The organism is Flavobacterium sp. (assembly GCF_043760115.1).
Lineage (GTDB): Bacteria > Bacteroidota > Bacteroidia > Flavobacteriales > Flavobacteriaceae > Flavobacterium.
The window spans coordinates 1-14,003 of record NZ_JAYUPK010000020.1 but is presented as its reverse complement, the minus strand read 5'-3'; the positions used below and the strand labels follow the sequence as shown (position 1 = coordinate 14,003).

18 protein-coding genes are annotated in these 14,003 nt (G+C 28.9%); 8 read left to right on the top strand and 10 right to left on the bottom strand.

Translation table 11 applies throughout. From position 1 onward, the window contains the following. Positions 1-14: 14 nt before the first annotated feature. From ACH2BC_RS01575 to ACH2BC_RS01555, 5 genes are all read left to right on the top strand, one after another. Positions 15-1,403 (top strand): dipeptidase, encoded by a 1,389-nt coding sequence (locus ACH2BC_RS01575; protein WP_395052204.1) that lies wholly within the window; start codon positions 15-17, stop codon positions 1,401-1,403. Positions 1,404-1,413: 10 nt separating this feature from the next. Then, complete coding sequence (locus tag ACH2BC_RS01570; protein WP_395052203.1) at positions 1,414-2,007, top strand: hypothetical protein; 594 nt, start codon at positions 1,414-1,416, stop codon at positions 2,005-2,007. 164 nt (positions 2,008-2,171) lie between these two features. After that, complete coding sequence (locus ACH2BC_RS01565; RefSeq protein WP_395052202.1) at positions 2,172-3,272, top strand: DUF4407 domain-containing protein; 1,101 nt, start codon at positions 2,172-2,174, stop codon at positions 3,270-3,272. Positions 3,273-3,383: 111 nt separating this feature from the next. Beyond that, complete coding sequence (locus tag ACH2BC_RS01560) at positions 3,384-3,869, top strand: hypothetical protein (protein ID WP_395052201.1); 486 nt, start codon at positions 3,384-3,386, stop codon at positions 3,867-3,869. A gap of 3 nt (positions 3,870-3,872) precedes the next feature. Continuing rightward, positions 3,873-4,367 carry a hypothetical protein gene (locus ACH2BC_RS01555; RefSeq protein WP_395052200.1) on the top strand — a complete coding sequence of 165 codons (495 nt, stop codon included), beginning with the start codon at positions 3,873-3,875 and terminating at the stop codon, positions 4,365-4,367. Positions 4,368-4,387: 20 nt separating this feature from the next. Here the strand turns inward: ACH2BC_RS01555 and ACH2BC_RS01550 are convergent, their stop codons facing one another. The 8 genes from ACH2BC_RS01550 to ACH2BC_RS01515 form a co-directional block, all read right to left on the bottom strand. Further along, positions 4,388-5,164, bottom strand: coding sequence for a PH domain-containing protein (locus tag ACH2BC_RS01550; protein WP_395052199.1), 777 nt, complete (start codon positions 5,162-5,164; stop codon positions 4,388-4,390). A 110-nt stretch (positions 5,165-5,274) separates the two neighbouring features. After that, positions 5,275-5,646 carry an MmcQ/YjbR family DNA-binding protein gene (locus ACH2BC_RS01545; protein WP_395052198.1) on the bottom strand — a complete coding sequence of 124 codons (372 nt, stop codon included), beginning with the start codon at positions 5,644-5,646 and terminating at the stop codon, positions 5,275-5,277. 62 nt (positions 5,647-5,708) lie between these two features. Then, positions 5,709-6,080, bottom strand: coding sequence for a four helix bundle protein (locus ACH2BC_RS01540; protein ID WP_395052197.1), 372 nt, complete (start codon positions 6,078-6,080; stop codon positions 5,709-5,711). 79 nt (positions 6,081-6,159) lie between these two features. After that, the gene (locus ACH2BC_RS01535) at positions 6,160-6,942 is read right to left on the bottom strand and encodes a cyclase family protein (protein WP_395052195.1); all 783 of its coding nucleotides are present in this window, start codon (positions 6,940-6,942) and stop codon (positions 6,160-6,162) included. Between the two features lie 62 nt (positions 6,943-7,004). Next, positions 7,005-7,289 (bottom strand): GIY-YIG nuclease family protein, encoded by a 285-nt coding sequence (locus ACH2BC_RS01530; protein WP_395052193.1) that lies wholly within the window; start codon positions 7,287-7,289, stop codon positions 7,005-7,007. Between the two features lie 172 nt (positions 7,290-7,461). Beyond that, on the bottom strand, positions 7,462-8,631 hold the full coding sequence (hemW, locus tag ACH2BC_RS01525; protein WP_395052192.1) for a radical SAM family heme chaperone HemW: 1,170 nt from the start codon (positions 8,629-8,631) through the stop codon (positions 7,462-7,464). A gap of 51 nt (positions 8,632-8,682) precedes the next feature. Beyond that, entirely contained in the window at positions 8,683-9,237 is a 555-nt protein-coding gene (gene ruvC / locus ACH2BC_RS01520; protein ID WP_395043946.1) for a crossover junction endodeoxyribonuclease RuvC, read from the bottom strand. Between the two features lie 16 nt (positions 9,238-9,253). Continuing rightward, positions 9,254-10,276 (bottom strand): YhcG family protein, encoded by a 1,023-nt coding sequence (locus tag ACH2BC_RS01515; RefSeq protein ID WP_395052191.1) that lies wholly within the window; start codon positions 10,274-10,276, stop codon positions 9,254-9,256. A gap of 66 nt (positions 10,277-10,342) precedes the next feature. Between ACH2BC_RS01515 and ACH2BC_RS01510 the strand changes: the two genes are divergently transcribed. Both ACH2BC_RS01510 and ACH2BC_RS01505 read left to right on the top strand, forming a co-directional pair. After that, on the top strand, positions 10,343-11,299 hold the full coding sequence (locus tag ACH2BC_RS01510) for a hypothetical protein (RefSeq protein ID WP_395052190.1): 957 nt from the start codon (positions 10,343-10,345) through the stop codon (positions 11,297-11,299). Between the two features lie 166 nt (positions 11,300-11,465). Continuing rightward, the gene (locus ACH2BC_RS01505) at positions 11,466-12,614 is read left to right on the top strand and encodes a glycosyltransferase (protein ID WP_395052189.1); all 1,149 of its coding nucleotides are present in this window, start codon (positions 11,466-11,468) and stop codon (positions 12,612-12,614) included. Here ACH2BC_RS01505 and ACH2BC_RS01500 read toward each other — a convergent pair whose 3' ends face one another. Beyond that, on the bottom strand, positions 12,615-13,091 hold the full coding sequence (locus tag ACH2BC_RS01500; protein ID WP_395052188.1) for a hypothetical protein: 477 nt from the start codon (positions 13,089-13,091) through the stop codon (positions 12,615-12,617). It abuts the gene before it with no gap. Between the two features lie 11 nt (positions 13,092-13,102). Continuing rightward, positions 13,103-13,474, bottom strand: coding sequence for a hypothetical protein (locus ACH2BC_RS01495; protein WP_395052187.1), 372 nt, complete (start codon positions 13,472-13,474; stop codon positions 13,103-13,105). Between the two features lie 45 nt (positions 13,475-13,519). On the opposite strand from ACH2BC_RS01495, the gene ACH2BC_RS01490 reads away from it, so the two are divergent. After that, the coding region (locus tag ACH2BC_RS01490) for a DUF456 domain-containing protein (RefSeq protein WP_395052186.1) at positions 13,520-14,003 on the top strand (484 nt) is incomplete at its 3' end.

Genomic DNA, 14,003 nt, shown 5'->3' with positions numbered 1-14,003 from the left:
ATTTTATATTTAAAATGGACACTATAAAACAATACGTTCAAGAAAATAAAGAACGCTTCATCAAGGAACTAATCGAATTACTTAAAATTCCATCAGTAAGTGCAGACAAATCGTATGAAAAAGACATAATAAAAACTGCAACAGCTGTTAAAGAAAGTCTTGAAAAAGCAGGTTGTAATTTTGTTGAAATTTGCGAAACTGCAGGTTACCCAATAGTTTTTGGCGAACATATAATCGATAAAAGTCTTCCAACAGTTTTAGTATATGGTCATTATGATGTTCAACCACCAGATCCATTAGAACTTTGGACTTCGCCACCATTTGAACCTGTAATAAAAACTACCGAAATTCATCCAGAAGGAGCCATTTTTGCTCGTGGATCTTGCGACGATAAAGGTCAAATGTATATGCATGTAAAAGCTTTTGAATATATGATTCAAAGTAATTCTTTGCCTTGTAATGTAAAATTCATGATTGAAGGCGAAGAAGAAGTTGGTTCTAAAAACCTAAGCATATTTGTTCAAGAAAACCAAGAAAAATTAGCTTGCGATGTAATTTTAATTTCAGATACTGGAATGATTTCCAACCAACAACCATCAATTACAACAGGTTTACGTGGTTTAAGTTATGTTGAAGTTGAAGTTACAGGACCAAATCGCGATTTACATTCGGGACTTTATGGTGGCGCAGTTGCCAATCCCATAAATGTTTTAGCCAAAATGATTGCTTCGCTTCATGACGAAAACAATCATATTACTATTCCTGGATTTTATGATAATGTAGAAGAATTATCTACAGAAGAAAGAGCCGAAATGGCAAAAGCGCCTTTCAATTTAGATAATTATAAAAAAGCATTGATGCTCAACGACATTTATGGCGAAAAAGGATATGTAACTAACGAAAGAAATTCCATCAGACCAACATTAGACGTAAACGGAATTTGGGGTGGATATATTGGCGAAGGCGCAAAAACAGTAATTGCAAGTCAGGCATTTGCCAAGATTTCTATGCGATTAGTACCAAATCAAGATTGGGAACAAATTACCGAATTATTCACAAAACACTTTGAAAGCATTGCTCCAAGTGGCGTAACAGTAAAAGTAAAACCGCATCATGGCGGACAAAGTTATGTAACGCCAATTGACAGTATTGGTTACAAAGCTGCCAACAAAGCTTATACTGAAACCTTTGGAGTTCCTGCAATTCCAGTACGTTCTGGAGGAAGTATTCCTATCGTAGCTTTGTTCGAAAAAGAATTAAAATCTAAAACTATACTTATGGGATTTGGTTTAGATTCTGATGCAATTCATTCACCAAATGAACATTTTGGAATTTTTAACTACTTAAAAGGTATTGAAACTATTCCTTTGTTTTATAAGTATTTTGTTGAAATGAGTAAATAAATATAAAATCATGAAATTCAAAATTAAATTATTATTTTTCTTTTGTTTCTTTCTTTTTTTAGCATGTAAAGAGAATAGTTCAACTCAAAGTCCAATACAGAAAAATAGTGAAAAAGGGTATAATAAAGATTACTTAACCAATCCAAAAGTTTATACTATTGATAGAAAATTAATTGGTACAACCCAGAGTATTAGAGACTCATTAAATAATAGAGTTTTAAATAAAAGCGATATTTTAACTAATGATGAAAAAGAATTTATATGCGATTGTTTTATTAAAGAACTGAAAAAATCAATTGATAGTGATTCACTTTTAAATAGAAGTTTAAACAAATGCGGAAAATTCTTGAGAGAGCAAAGAGAAAAAAAATACTCTAAAAAATATATTTATTCAAAAAATGGAGAGTTTATAGGAACAAAAGAGTCAATTAAAAAAATGATTTTAAAACAAATGGAATCAAATAAAATAAATAAAATTTCAGATCATCATTTAGACGACATCGTTGATTGCCTAGGAGAGAAATACAAAAAAATGACTAGTAGGCAAATAGATAATTTAACAGATGAACCTTTTTTAGAATGTATGATGGATACTTACCCATAAAACAAATAATTAAATCCGCTCTAATCAAGCGGATTTTTACATTTTATAAATATACAACTTTGTATATATTCAAAACTGTAAATATAAACTTTCAACATTATACAACATTCAATAATTTTTGGCGTTAAATTTGTATTACATCATCAAATCAAAATCAATCAATCATGTTAAAAAAATTCTTCCTTCTTTGTTCTGGTATTGATACCGACATTGTGAATGGTTGTTCCAACGGCGAACAAAATAAATATGCCGGAATTGGAGCTACAGTTTTCTTTACCGCAATTATGGCTTTTATTGCCAGTAGTTATGCGCTTTTTACCGTTTTTGATTCGGTTTATTTAGCAGTTTTCTTCGGATTAATCTGGGGTTTACTAATATTTAATCTTGACAGATTTATTGTTTCAACCATAAAAAAAAGAGGTAATTTTCTAGACGAATTTATTCAGGCAACACCAAGAATTATTTTGGCGATTATCATTGCTATTGTAATTTCAAAACCATTGGAAATTAAGATTTTCGAGAAAGAAATTGCTACCGTTTTGCTAAAAGAAAAAAACGAAATGGCAATGGCCAACAAGAAGCAAGTTACCAATTATTTTCAAACCGATGTTGATAAAAACAAAGCCGAAATTGACAGTTTAAAAAGTGACATTCGTAAAAAAGAAAAAGAAGTAAATGATTTATATGCAACTTATATAACTGAAGCCGAAGGAACATCTGGAACTAAAAAACTAGGAAAAGGTCCAGTTTATGCCGAGAAAAGATTGAAACACGATGCTCAATTAAAACAATTGGATTCGTTAAAAACCGCAAACGCAGTAAAAATTACCGAAAAAGAAACCAAAGCTAAGACATTACAAGCCGATTTAGACAAAAAAGTAACCGAAACTCAACCAATTATTGATGGTTTTGACGGATTAATGGCACGAATAAATGCACTAAACAAACTACCTTCGTTGCCATCAATATTCATTATGCTGTTGTTTTTGGCAATAGAAACTTCTCCAATTATTGCCAAATTACTTTCACCTAAAGGCGAATACGATTTTAAACAAGAAGATGCCGAAATGGGAATTAAAAATATGTTAGCGCAAAATCGTTATCAAAGTGATTTGCAAAGAAAAACCGATGCAGAAATATATGATAAAGTATATGCAGACATTAAAGAAGACAAAGAACTTTACAACTACAAGAAAAAAGGCGCTATAGAATTATTGAAATTACAAGCTGATGGATTTGTTGAAAAGCAAAAGAATTCAATGTAAGATTATTCTTTATATTGATTGGTGAATTAAGTAGTTTATCGATATAAATTATTTTATTTAAGAAAAAAATCTATTTTTGTGAAAACTAATTCTTTAGAAATAAAATCAAATATGCAAAATAACGTTTTGACAGGTAAGACTTCAATAGTTAATGATGCTTCAAAATGGTTTGATGAGATGGTATCTAGCTTACGGTTTGATGAGCAATTATTTCATAATGACATTATGGATGCTGAAAAAAAAGCACTTTACAACAAAATGATAGATGGGAATGCAGAAACAATGAGTGTAATGGCAAGAGAATTGTCTACAACTTATTTTATTTCTAATTTGCTAAATGATTATGTTGCGGAACTCTTAGTATCAAAAAAATTTCCAAAACAATTAGGATTAGAAATGTCAGAAAGTAAAATTTTAGTTTGGGCTGAAATTTATAATGATGATGAAGAAACTGAAAACGTATTGATATTGTCTCAAGCTAAATTAAACTCAAGATATTCCAAATTTGGATTTCACATATCTTCTACTATAATCGAAGAAAGAGATTTATTAGATGTTCCAAGTCATTATACAAAAGTATCTATACCTTCTAGATAATATTTGGCTACATTTGATGAACATATCGCCCATTCTAAGAAAAATTTAGATTTTTTATCAAAAGTTAATTCCTCTGTTGATGATAGTTGGGATTGGCAAGTAACAATTTGTTTTTACACTGCACTTCATTTAATGAATGCTCATATTGTTAAAAAAACTAATAAAAACTATCTCACACATAATCAAGTTGAAGAGGTAATAAATCCTTACAATGCGTTATCGATTGGTAAACTTGATGAGAATACTTTTCTATCTTATAGTAAATTATGTCAATTATCAAGACGGTCAAGATATTTATTGAATGAGAATTTTAAAAAAGGAGACGATATCCAACAGGCAAGTATGACATATAGCCTACATTTTAAAAAAGCAGTTCATCATCTTGACGTTGTAATTAAATATATTAATCAAAATTATGAAGATATGATTTCTAATGATACATATCTTAAATGTATTGATTTGAATGGAAGAACATTTGATAATTTTAAAATTATTTAATTATTTTATACTTTTTACAATTACATAAAACTCAAAATCTCTTTTTTATAAGTATCATATTCGCCTTGCATAATTAATCCGTTATCTAATAACTTCTTATAATTTTGCAATTTTTCAAACAATTCGTCTTGTGATAATTTGGCTAATGATTTTTCATTTTTTATTTCTGTTTGCGAAAATTGATTTTGTGGTTCTGCATTAAAAACAGGTTGAGAAACTGGAATAATGTCAGCAAAACTCGTCACTTCTTCTGTTTCCATTTCTTCAATTTCTTCAATCTGAACTTGATTCAGATTCTCATCTTCATAAGTTTCAAGAGGAATTTCTTCAATTTGAACTTGATTCAGATTTTCATCTTCCGTAACTTTAACGTCTTGAGAAATAGAAGTGTTTACAAAAGGATTCTTCAATAAATCAAGTTGTTCTTTAGCGTAGGTATATAGTTTTCGAGCTTGATTTTTTGGCAAATAATCAATAGTATGCGTTAAATCTGATTTGGTTGAAAAAGTAAATTCAGCACCAAGAATTCCTTCTTTTACAAAACTTCCTGCAATATCATCCCAATCATAATCAATAAATTCCATTGATAAACCTAAGTTTTTTGGTTTGCACAAAATAATTCGTTTATTGGTAACCACAACACTATCTGGAAAAATAGTTACTGCTGGTTTTTTTTGCACAGCAATATATCCTATTTCTTCATTAGACATTAGAAGATTATTCAATTTTGCAGTAATTTTTTCAATTGCTTTTGGATCTTGATCTTCGTTTAATATTTTCTTTAAATTCTCTATCATTTATTCTGAACTTTTATACTGAACTTGTTTCAGTATCTGTTAATTTATGCTGAACTTGTTTTATCATCTTTCGATTCTATGTTTTTTTAATCTTTCATCAAAAGTAATGCCTAATTTTCTATTTCGTTTATTTCATTTTGAATTTTTTTGGTCAAACTTTTAAAAACCAAATCATAAGAATCATTAATTAATTCTCGCATCATTTTAACTGAAACATCACTGTTAAAATCAACAGTATTCCAATGAATTTTACTCATATGATAACCTGGATTTATGGCTACATATTCGGCACGAAGTTCTTCTGCATGTTCTGGATTGCATTTCAAATTTAAAGATGGTGTTCCTTTTTCCCAATCTGATAACGATGAAAGTGCAAACATTTTTCCGCCAACTTTAAAAACTAAAGTATCTTCATCAAAAGGAAAATGTTCGGTAACTCCTTTTTTGGATAAACAGAATTCGTATAGTTGTTGAATGTTCATTTCAGTTGGAGTTTAGAGTTTGGAGATTTATGTTGATAGTTAGGAGTATAAAAGTGCAATTATTATATTTTACTTGAACCAAATTTATCCGGATTATTCATCATATAATATAGTATTTTTCCAACTTCATTATTTAAACCAGTGAGTTCATTATACTTTGATTCTAACAAATAACCGCAAGCCTTTGAAAAATCTAACCATACTTGAGTTTCAGAATTTTCTGCCTCAGCATCAGTAAGTTTACTAAAAAAATTCTTAGGATAAACTCTTTTTCTGTATGATTCAGTTATTGTTACGGTAACACTTCTTGAACTTCTTCTAATTTGATCAGTTAATGAATACTTTTCTTCTTTGGGAAAATTCTTTGAAACTTCAAAAATCAACATTGCTAATGTAAATGACTTTTTATAAGCTAATAAATCTCTATAATCCATAATACAATTTTAATAAACTATTTTCTCATAACTACACTTTCTCCAAACTAATATCTCCTTACTCCAAACTAATAACTCCTTACTCCAAACTATAAATAATTGGTTTGCTTGGACTTGCATCATTTTCAAACGAAGCAATTTGCAGATTTAATATGTAACTTCCATCTAGAATTTCGTTTTCTACAAAAATCATTTCGGTAATGGTACAATTCATTCGCGCATCTTTATTCAAATTATTTATGTCTTTAACATTCCAAAACGCTTTGTGTGCCAATAATTTTCCTTCATCTTCTTCTCTATCAACACTTGGCAAATCTATTAATAAATGTTGAATTCCGATTTCTCGAATGTAAATTGCTGCTTCCTCAGATAAATATGGTGGATTTGTATTTGAATAATTTTTATGTTTTTTCGAATCTAAATTTGGAAGCATTCTTATAATAATAGCTTGAGGATTATGGATTTGATTATGTGATTTCTCCTGCGTCGAAATGACAAAAAAATGATGAACTTGTTGTTTTGTAATTACCAAATCACCGTCAATAAGTTCTGGCTCAACAGAAATTAATTTTGCTGTGAAGAAAAACTGTTTCAAACACTGATTTATAGAATAAAATTCTCGTGTTATGTGTCCGAGACATTCGGTGTGCGTTCCGTGTCCGTGTGGATTGAAGAAAATGTTATTGAAATTTGTTGACGCTCCTTTTTTTACACTTCCTATCCAATCGCCAAAAACAACTGGTTCCATTTCGGGTTTTTCAATGTACCACGCAATTGGGTTTTTATCTGTATTTGATAAAGGAATTGAAATATCAATTGGTTTTGATAAGTCGATTTGGTAGTTGTTGATTGTTGCTTTCATTTATGCTGAACTTGTTTCAGCATCTTTTCAACTTTATGTAAACGTGTTAAAAAGACACTAATTTATAACTCCAAATATAAATCTTTTAATTCAGGATTTGAAACTTTTGCTAAATTCCATTTCCAATCTTTATGCCAATTCTTTAATTGTTTTTCTCTTACAAATGCATCTCTATAATCATCAAACTCCTCAAAATATATTAAAAAAGTAGCGTTATACTTTTTTGTAAAAGCAGCTCCAGTTCCATCTTTATGACATTCAATTCTATATTTTAAGTCTTTTGTAGCTCCAACATATAATACGGAAAAGTTTTTGTTTGTCATTATATATGTGTATCCTTTAATCATATTTAGTATTAAATTTTATACAAGAATTTGAAATTCTGAAATAAATTTAGAACAACTAAATTTAATATTGAGAATCTGAAATAAACTGAAATTAATTCAGCTCAAGAATTCAGATTAAACAGATGCTGAAACTAGTTCACACATTTTTCTTAAAATTCAACAGATGCTGAAACTAGTTCAGCATAAATAGGTCGGAAGCAATTCCATCACTCAAAAACTTTCCTTTTTTAGTAGTTCTTAAAATATTTTCATCTACAAATAATAAATGATCTTCAATATATTTCTCGGCTTGTTGATTGAGATAATCTAAATAACTTTTGCCAAATTCAATTTCAATTCTGTCCAATGAAATTCCCCAAATAGTTCGCAAACCTGTCATAACATATTCGTTGTATCTATCTGTTTGAGTGAGTTTTTCAGTTTCTGATGGTAGTTTATTTTCGGATATTGATTTTAAATACAACGAATTATTAGACACATTCCAACTGCGAGAATCACCATCATAACTGTGCGCCGAAGGTCCAATTCCGATATATTTTTTACCCAGCCAATAACTAGAATTGTTTTTAGAAAAATAATTTTCTTTCCCAAAGTTGGATAATTCGTAGTGAATAAAATCATTTTCAGATAATTTATCTACTAGAATTTGAAAATGTTCTTGAGCCACTTCATCATCTGGTTGCGGAATAATTCCTTTTTGAATAAATGTATGCAGAGCCGTTTTTGGTTCAACCGTTAAAGCGTAACTAGAAATATGCGGAATGTTAAATGACAAAGCAGTTTCAATATTTTGAAGCCATTTTTCATTACTCATATTTGGAACTCCATAAATTAAATCAATGGAAATATTATCAAAATATTTTGTAGCAAATTCTAAACATTCTTTGGCTTCCGCCGAATTATGAGCACGATTCATCAACTTTAAATCGTCTTCAAAGAAAGATTGAATTCCTATAGATAGTCTGTTTATTCCAATTGCTTTGAATTCTTCAAAAAGATTCCTCGTTCCTTTAAATGACAAATCTGGAGATAAATCATCAGGATTGGCTTCGATTGTAATTTCTGGATTTTCTACAACTTTGAAATGTTTATAAACTGTATCAATTAATAATTTTATATCTGAAACTTCTAAAATACTTGGCGTTCCACCACCAAAATAAATGGTTTCTATAATTTCGTTGTCACTTCGAGCGCAGTCGAAAAGCTCATTTTTACGCATTTCAATTTCTTTAGCCAATGCCAAAACCATCTCGTCTTTCTTTTTCATTGAAGTTGAAAAATGAAAGTCGCAATAATGACACGCTTGTTTGCAAAAAGGTATGTGGATGTAGATTCCGCTCATGTTTTAGTATTCAGTGTTCAGTGTTCATTGCTCAGAAATGCCAACTGAACACTACTTCTTAACTCTATTTTCATTATTCTTTACAAAAGCATCCCAACCTGTATAACTTTTTTCACCAACCACTTTTCCTGAATTAAAAAAATGACAAACTGCTGCTGCTAATCCATCTGTTGAATCGAGATTTTTTGGTAATGTTTTTAATCCTAATAATTGTTGTAACATTTTGGCAACTTGTTCTTTACTGGCGTTTCCATTTCCAGTAATCGCCATTTTTATTTTTTTGGGTTCATATTCGGTAATCGGAATTTGACGTGATAATCCTGCTGCCATTGCAACGCCTTGTGCTCTTCCTAATTTTAACATTGATTGTACGTTTTTACCAAAAAAAGGTGCTTCAATTGCAATTTCATCTGGATGATGGGTTTCTATTAACTCTATTGTACGTTCAAAAATTACTTTTAATTTGGTATAATGATCATCGTATTTACTCAATATCAACTCGTTCAACTGCAAGAATTCCATTTTCTTGTTGACTACTTTTATCAATCCGAAACCCATAATTGTTGTTCCTGGATCAATTCCTAAAATTATTCTTTCGTTTGCCAATTGTTTAGTTGAAGAATTAATCTTCTGTTTTTAAATTTAAAAATTCATTTAATCGTTCTTCAATTAACTGCTTGTTTGGTAAAAAATCTTTGTATTTTTCTGGTAAAACTGATGATGTGGAATAAGTTGCAACTCCAATAGGATTTTGCGTGTTCTTTAATGAATACTCAACAACAGTTCGATCTTTGTATTTGCAAATTATAATTCCTATTGAATCATTTTCGTTTGGTAATTTTACTTTGTCGTTTAAAACATTTAAATAAAATTCCATTTTTCCCTTATGCTCAGGTTCAAAATCGTTTATTTTTAAATCTATAGCAACCAAACATTGAAGTAATCTATGGTATAATAATAAGTCGATTTTATATTCTTTTTCGTTTACATTGAGATTAAATTGACTTCCTACAAATGTAAAATGATGTCCCATTTCTATTAGAAATTTTCTAACATTTTTTATTAATTCTAACTCCAACTCTCTTTCTGAATGAAAATCATTTAGTTCTAAAAAATCAAAATTATAATGGTCTTTTACAGCTAAAATTGCTTGATTTTTAATTTTCTCCGGAACTGTTTCGTCAAAGTTGGTTTGATTGAGCAAATACTTTTCGTAGGTTTTATTTTCTATTTGATGCCTCAAAACGTCTTTTGTCCAACCAAATTTTTTTGTTGCAACTGTATAAAACTGTCTTTGTGTATTATCTTTACATTTTGTCATTATAACAATATGTTTAGTCCAACTAATTTCTCCAACCAATGGTTGGAGATTTTCAAGCAAATGATATTCAGTGTAAAACTGAGCCATTAACCATAAGTTTGTAACAGAAAACCCACTTACCTCTGGAAACTCCTTTTGCAATTCTTTAGACAAATTAGGAACTACTGATTTACCCCAGCTTTCTACTTGTTTTTCAGAAATGGATTTTCCAATTTCCCAATACAAATTTATTAAATGAATATTAACTGCTTTTAAAGCTTCATATTGTGCTTGTCTAACTTTTACAATTACATCACTAATAAAACTCTTTTCAATACTTTCCATAAATATAAACCGATTTCTCCAATAAAGTATAAGTTACTTCTTTTAAAGTTTTGTTTCTTTGCAACAATGATTACAATTCCTCACAAAGCTAAACAATTCTTGGTTTTTTCAGTCAAACTTTTGATTGTTGTTGGTGCATTTTATTTTATTTACAATCAACTGGCTAACAATGACAAACTAGATTGGGATAAATTTTTAATATTATTTTATAAAAATCAATCGTTTGCTGGGATTTTGTTTATCTTATTGTTTAGTTTTTTGAATCGTTTTTTTGAAATTTTGAAATGGCAAAACTTGGCACAAGTTGTAAAACCTATTACTATAAATGAAGCTACTAAACAAGTTCTTGCAGCTTTAACATTGGGCGTTTTTACTCCAGTTGGTGTAGGCGAATATGCCGGAAAAGCATTGTATTTTGAGAAAAAAGATACTAAAAAAATTATTTTTCTTAATTTAATTTGCAACGGAATTCAAATTGTTGCGACAGGAATATTTGGAATTATAGGAATGATACTTTTACACTTAAACTGCGCTCAGTGTGACAAAAACATTGGTTTTTGGAGTTTCGGAATTATAATAATTACAATATCATTTTTTTTGTTGTCCTATTTTACTAAAAAAATAAAAATTAAAGGTTATTCTATTGAAGATTTGATTGAAAAAATCAATGAAATTCCGAAGAAAATTCATCGTAAGAATTTGATTTTAGGATTTTGTAGATACCTTATTTTTTCGCATCAATATTATTTTTTGTTTTTGGCATTTGATGTAAATTTGCCCTACACGACTTTAATGGCAACAATTACAACAGTTTATTTTTTAGCTTCGATTGTACCAAGTTTTCAGTTTTTAGATTTTGCATTAAAAGGAAGTTTGGCAATTTATTTCTTTGGTTTGCTTGGCGTTAACGAATGGATTGTGGTTTTTGTAACTATGTTGATGTGGTTTTTAAATGTAGTTATGCCAGTGGTTTTTGGTAGTTATTATGTAATGACTTTTAAGGTTTTGCCACGAAGACGCTAAGTCGCAAAGATTTTAAAAATTAAACTTGATTAGTTTTCTAATTTTATCTCGCAAAGATGCTAAGTCGCAATTTTAAATCATTAAGATATTAAGTTTCATTAAGAATACTATTTGTGAAATCTTTTAATTTGTGTAAATTCGTGCAATTCGTGTAAAATCTTTACTTATGATTGATATTATAATGTACATTGTTTTAGTAATTTATATTGTGTTTATTCTGCAACTGATTTTTGGTTTTGGCAAAGTGAAAACATTTGTTAGAACTGAAGAAAAACCTACAACGAAATTCTCAATAATTGTACCTTTTCGGAATGAAGAGAAGAATTTGCAAAAGCTTTTAAAATCGATTTCCAATTTAAATTATCCTAAAGAATTATTTGAATTGATAATGGTAGATGATTTTTCTAAAGACAATTCTGAAAAAGTTTACACGAAATGGAGAATGGAAAACGGCTTAATTGAAACTACATTATTAGAAAATTTGCGGTTATCAAATTCACCCAAAAAAGATGCTATTTCTAGAGCAATTCCTATTCTTAAACACGAATGGATTGTAACAACCGATGCTGATTGTACAGTAAATAAAAATTGGCTATTGACTTTAGATAATTTTATTCAAAAAAATAATGCAGAAATGGTTGTTGGTGCAGTGGTTTACAAAACTAAAAACAATTGGTTTCATCATTTTCAACAATTGGATTTGTTGAGTTTGCAAGGAACAACAATTGGCAGTTTTGGAATTAGAAAACCATTTATTTGCAACGGAGCAAATTTTGCTTACACCAAAAAACTATTTAATGAAATTGGAGGATTTGGTGGAAATAATAAAATAGCAAGTGGCGATGATGTTTTTTTATTACAAAAAGCTATAAAAAATCATTCAGATAAAGTACATTATTTAAAAAATATTGATACAATTGTTACAACAAAACCTGAAAATGATTTGTATAAATTGTTTATGCAACGCGTTCGTTGGGCAAGTAAAACCTCATCCTATTCTGGTATTTATTCTAAAATTTTAGCTGTTGTTGTGTTGTTGATGAATGTTTCTTTAGTTCTAGGTTTTGGGATGCGAGTTTTGGACACTTCAGCAGCACTCAGTGTGACAATAAAGTGGGAAACTTTGGTAATAGTATTTTTAATTAAATATGCTATTGATTATATTTTACTTTTTAAATCGAATGTTTATTTGAGAAATGGAAAATTTTTACTTCCAATTGCAAGTAGCTTAATTTATCCTATATTCTGTAGCAGTGTTGGAATTTATTCTTTATTTGGTAGTTTTTCTTGGAAAGGCAGAAAGTTCAATAAATAATTACTCTACTTTTAAAATTACTGGTAAAATAAATTGGGTTTTTACAGGAATTCCGCGTTTTAAAGCAGGATTTATTTTAGGTAAATCTATTAATCTTGCGCGCAGAATGCTATCAATTTTTACTTTATCATATGCAACAGAATCTTGAGGAAATTGTGGTTCAAAAAGCATTGTTGCATCAGTATTTACTGTGACTTTTACTTCAATAGTGTCTAGTTCTGGATACATTATAGACAAAGTGTCAATATTTAATTTTTGCTGAATTGTGCTAGTTAAAAATTCAAAAAAACATTGTTTTCGTTGAACTTCATCTGTTAGTTTTTCGCATTCTAAAACCGATGGATATTCGTCTACTTCTTTCCAATTAATTTCTTTTAATCTTTTATCAAGAAGTTCTTTTTCAGATGGAATTTGCTTCTCAAAATATTGACAAGATTGTAATAAAAGAAACAATAAAATTGCAGTAATTTTTTTCAAAGTGTTTATTATTATTTCTTGGAATCTAAATATTCTTGATAATTTTTTTCTAACCAATCTTGCTTGGCTTTTAAAGATTCTACTTTTTGCTCTTTATAAAGTAACCCAAGTTTTTCTGAATAAATTGCTATTTTTACCGTAAAGGTGTAATATTCTTCTTTGGTAAGCGTTATTTTTTTATCACTTTGTTTTGAAAAAAAATCGAAAAATAAAGTATCAAATTGTTTTTTATCGTAAGCTTGAACTTCTTTTTTATATTTGTTATAAAGTGATTCTTTAAGTTGTCCATCTATCAAATTACTGATTTTTTCTTGTGAAAAAACAGTAGCTGAAAAAGCAAAAATTAAGATAGTTAATGTAATTATTTGAACTATTTTTCTCATATTCGTTTTATTTTATTACGCATCAAAAATACTAAAAATTATTTTATGGATTTTATATTAATTATTCTAGGTTTAACTTGTTGTATTATTGGACTTTTGGGAAGTTTTTTACCAATTTTACCTGGACCACCAATTAGTTGGTTGGGATTATTACTTTTATATTTAACAAAAGTTGTCGAAGCGAATTATTGGATTTTAGGAATTACTTTGGTAGTAACCATTACAATTTCGATTTTGGATTATACAATTCCGGCTAAAGGCACAAAAAAATTTGGCGGAACAAAATATGGAGTTTGGGGAACAAATATTGGATTATTAATTGGGTTATTTTTCCCACCTGTTGGTTTTATTATTGGACTTTTTCTTGGTGCCTTTATTGGAGAATTAATTTATAATTTTAATGATAAAAAAGGAGCACTAAAAGCTGCAACAGGAGCTTTTTTAGGGTTTTTGGTTTCTAGTTTTATGAAATTTATGGTTTGTTTGTCTTTTTTAGGATTATTTATTTGGATTGCTATTGCAAATTATT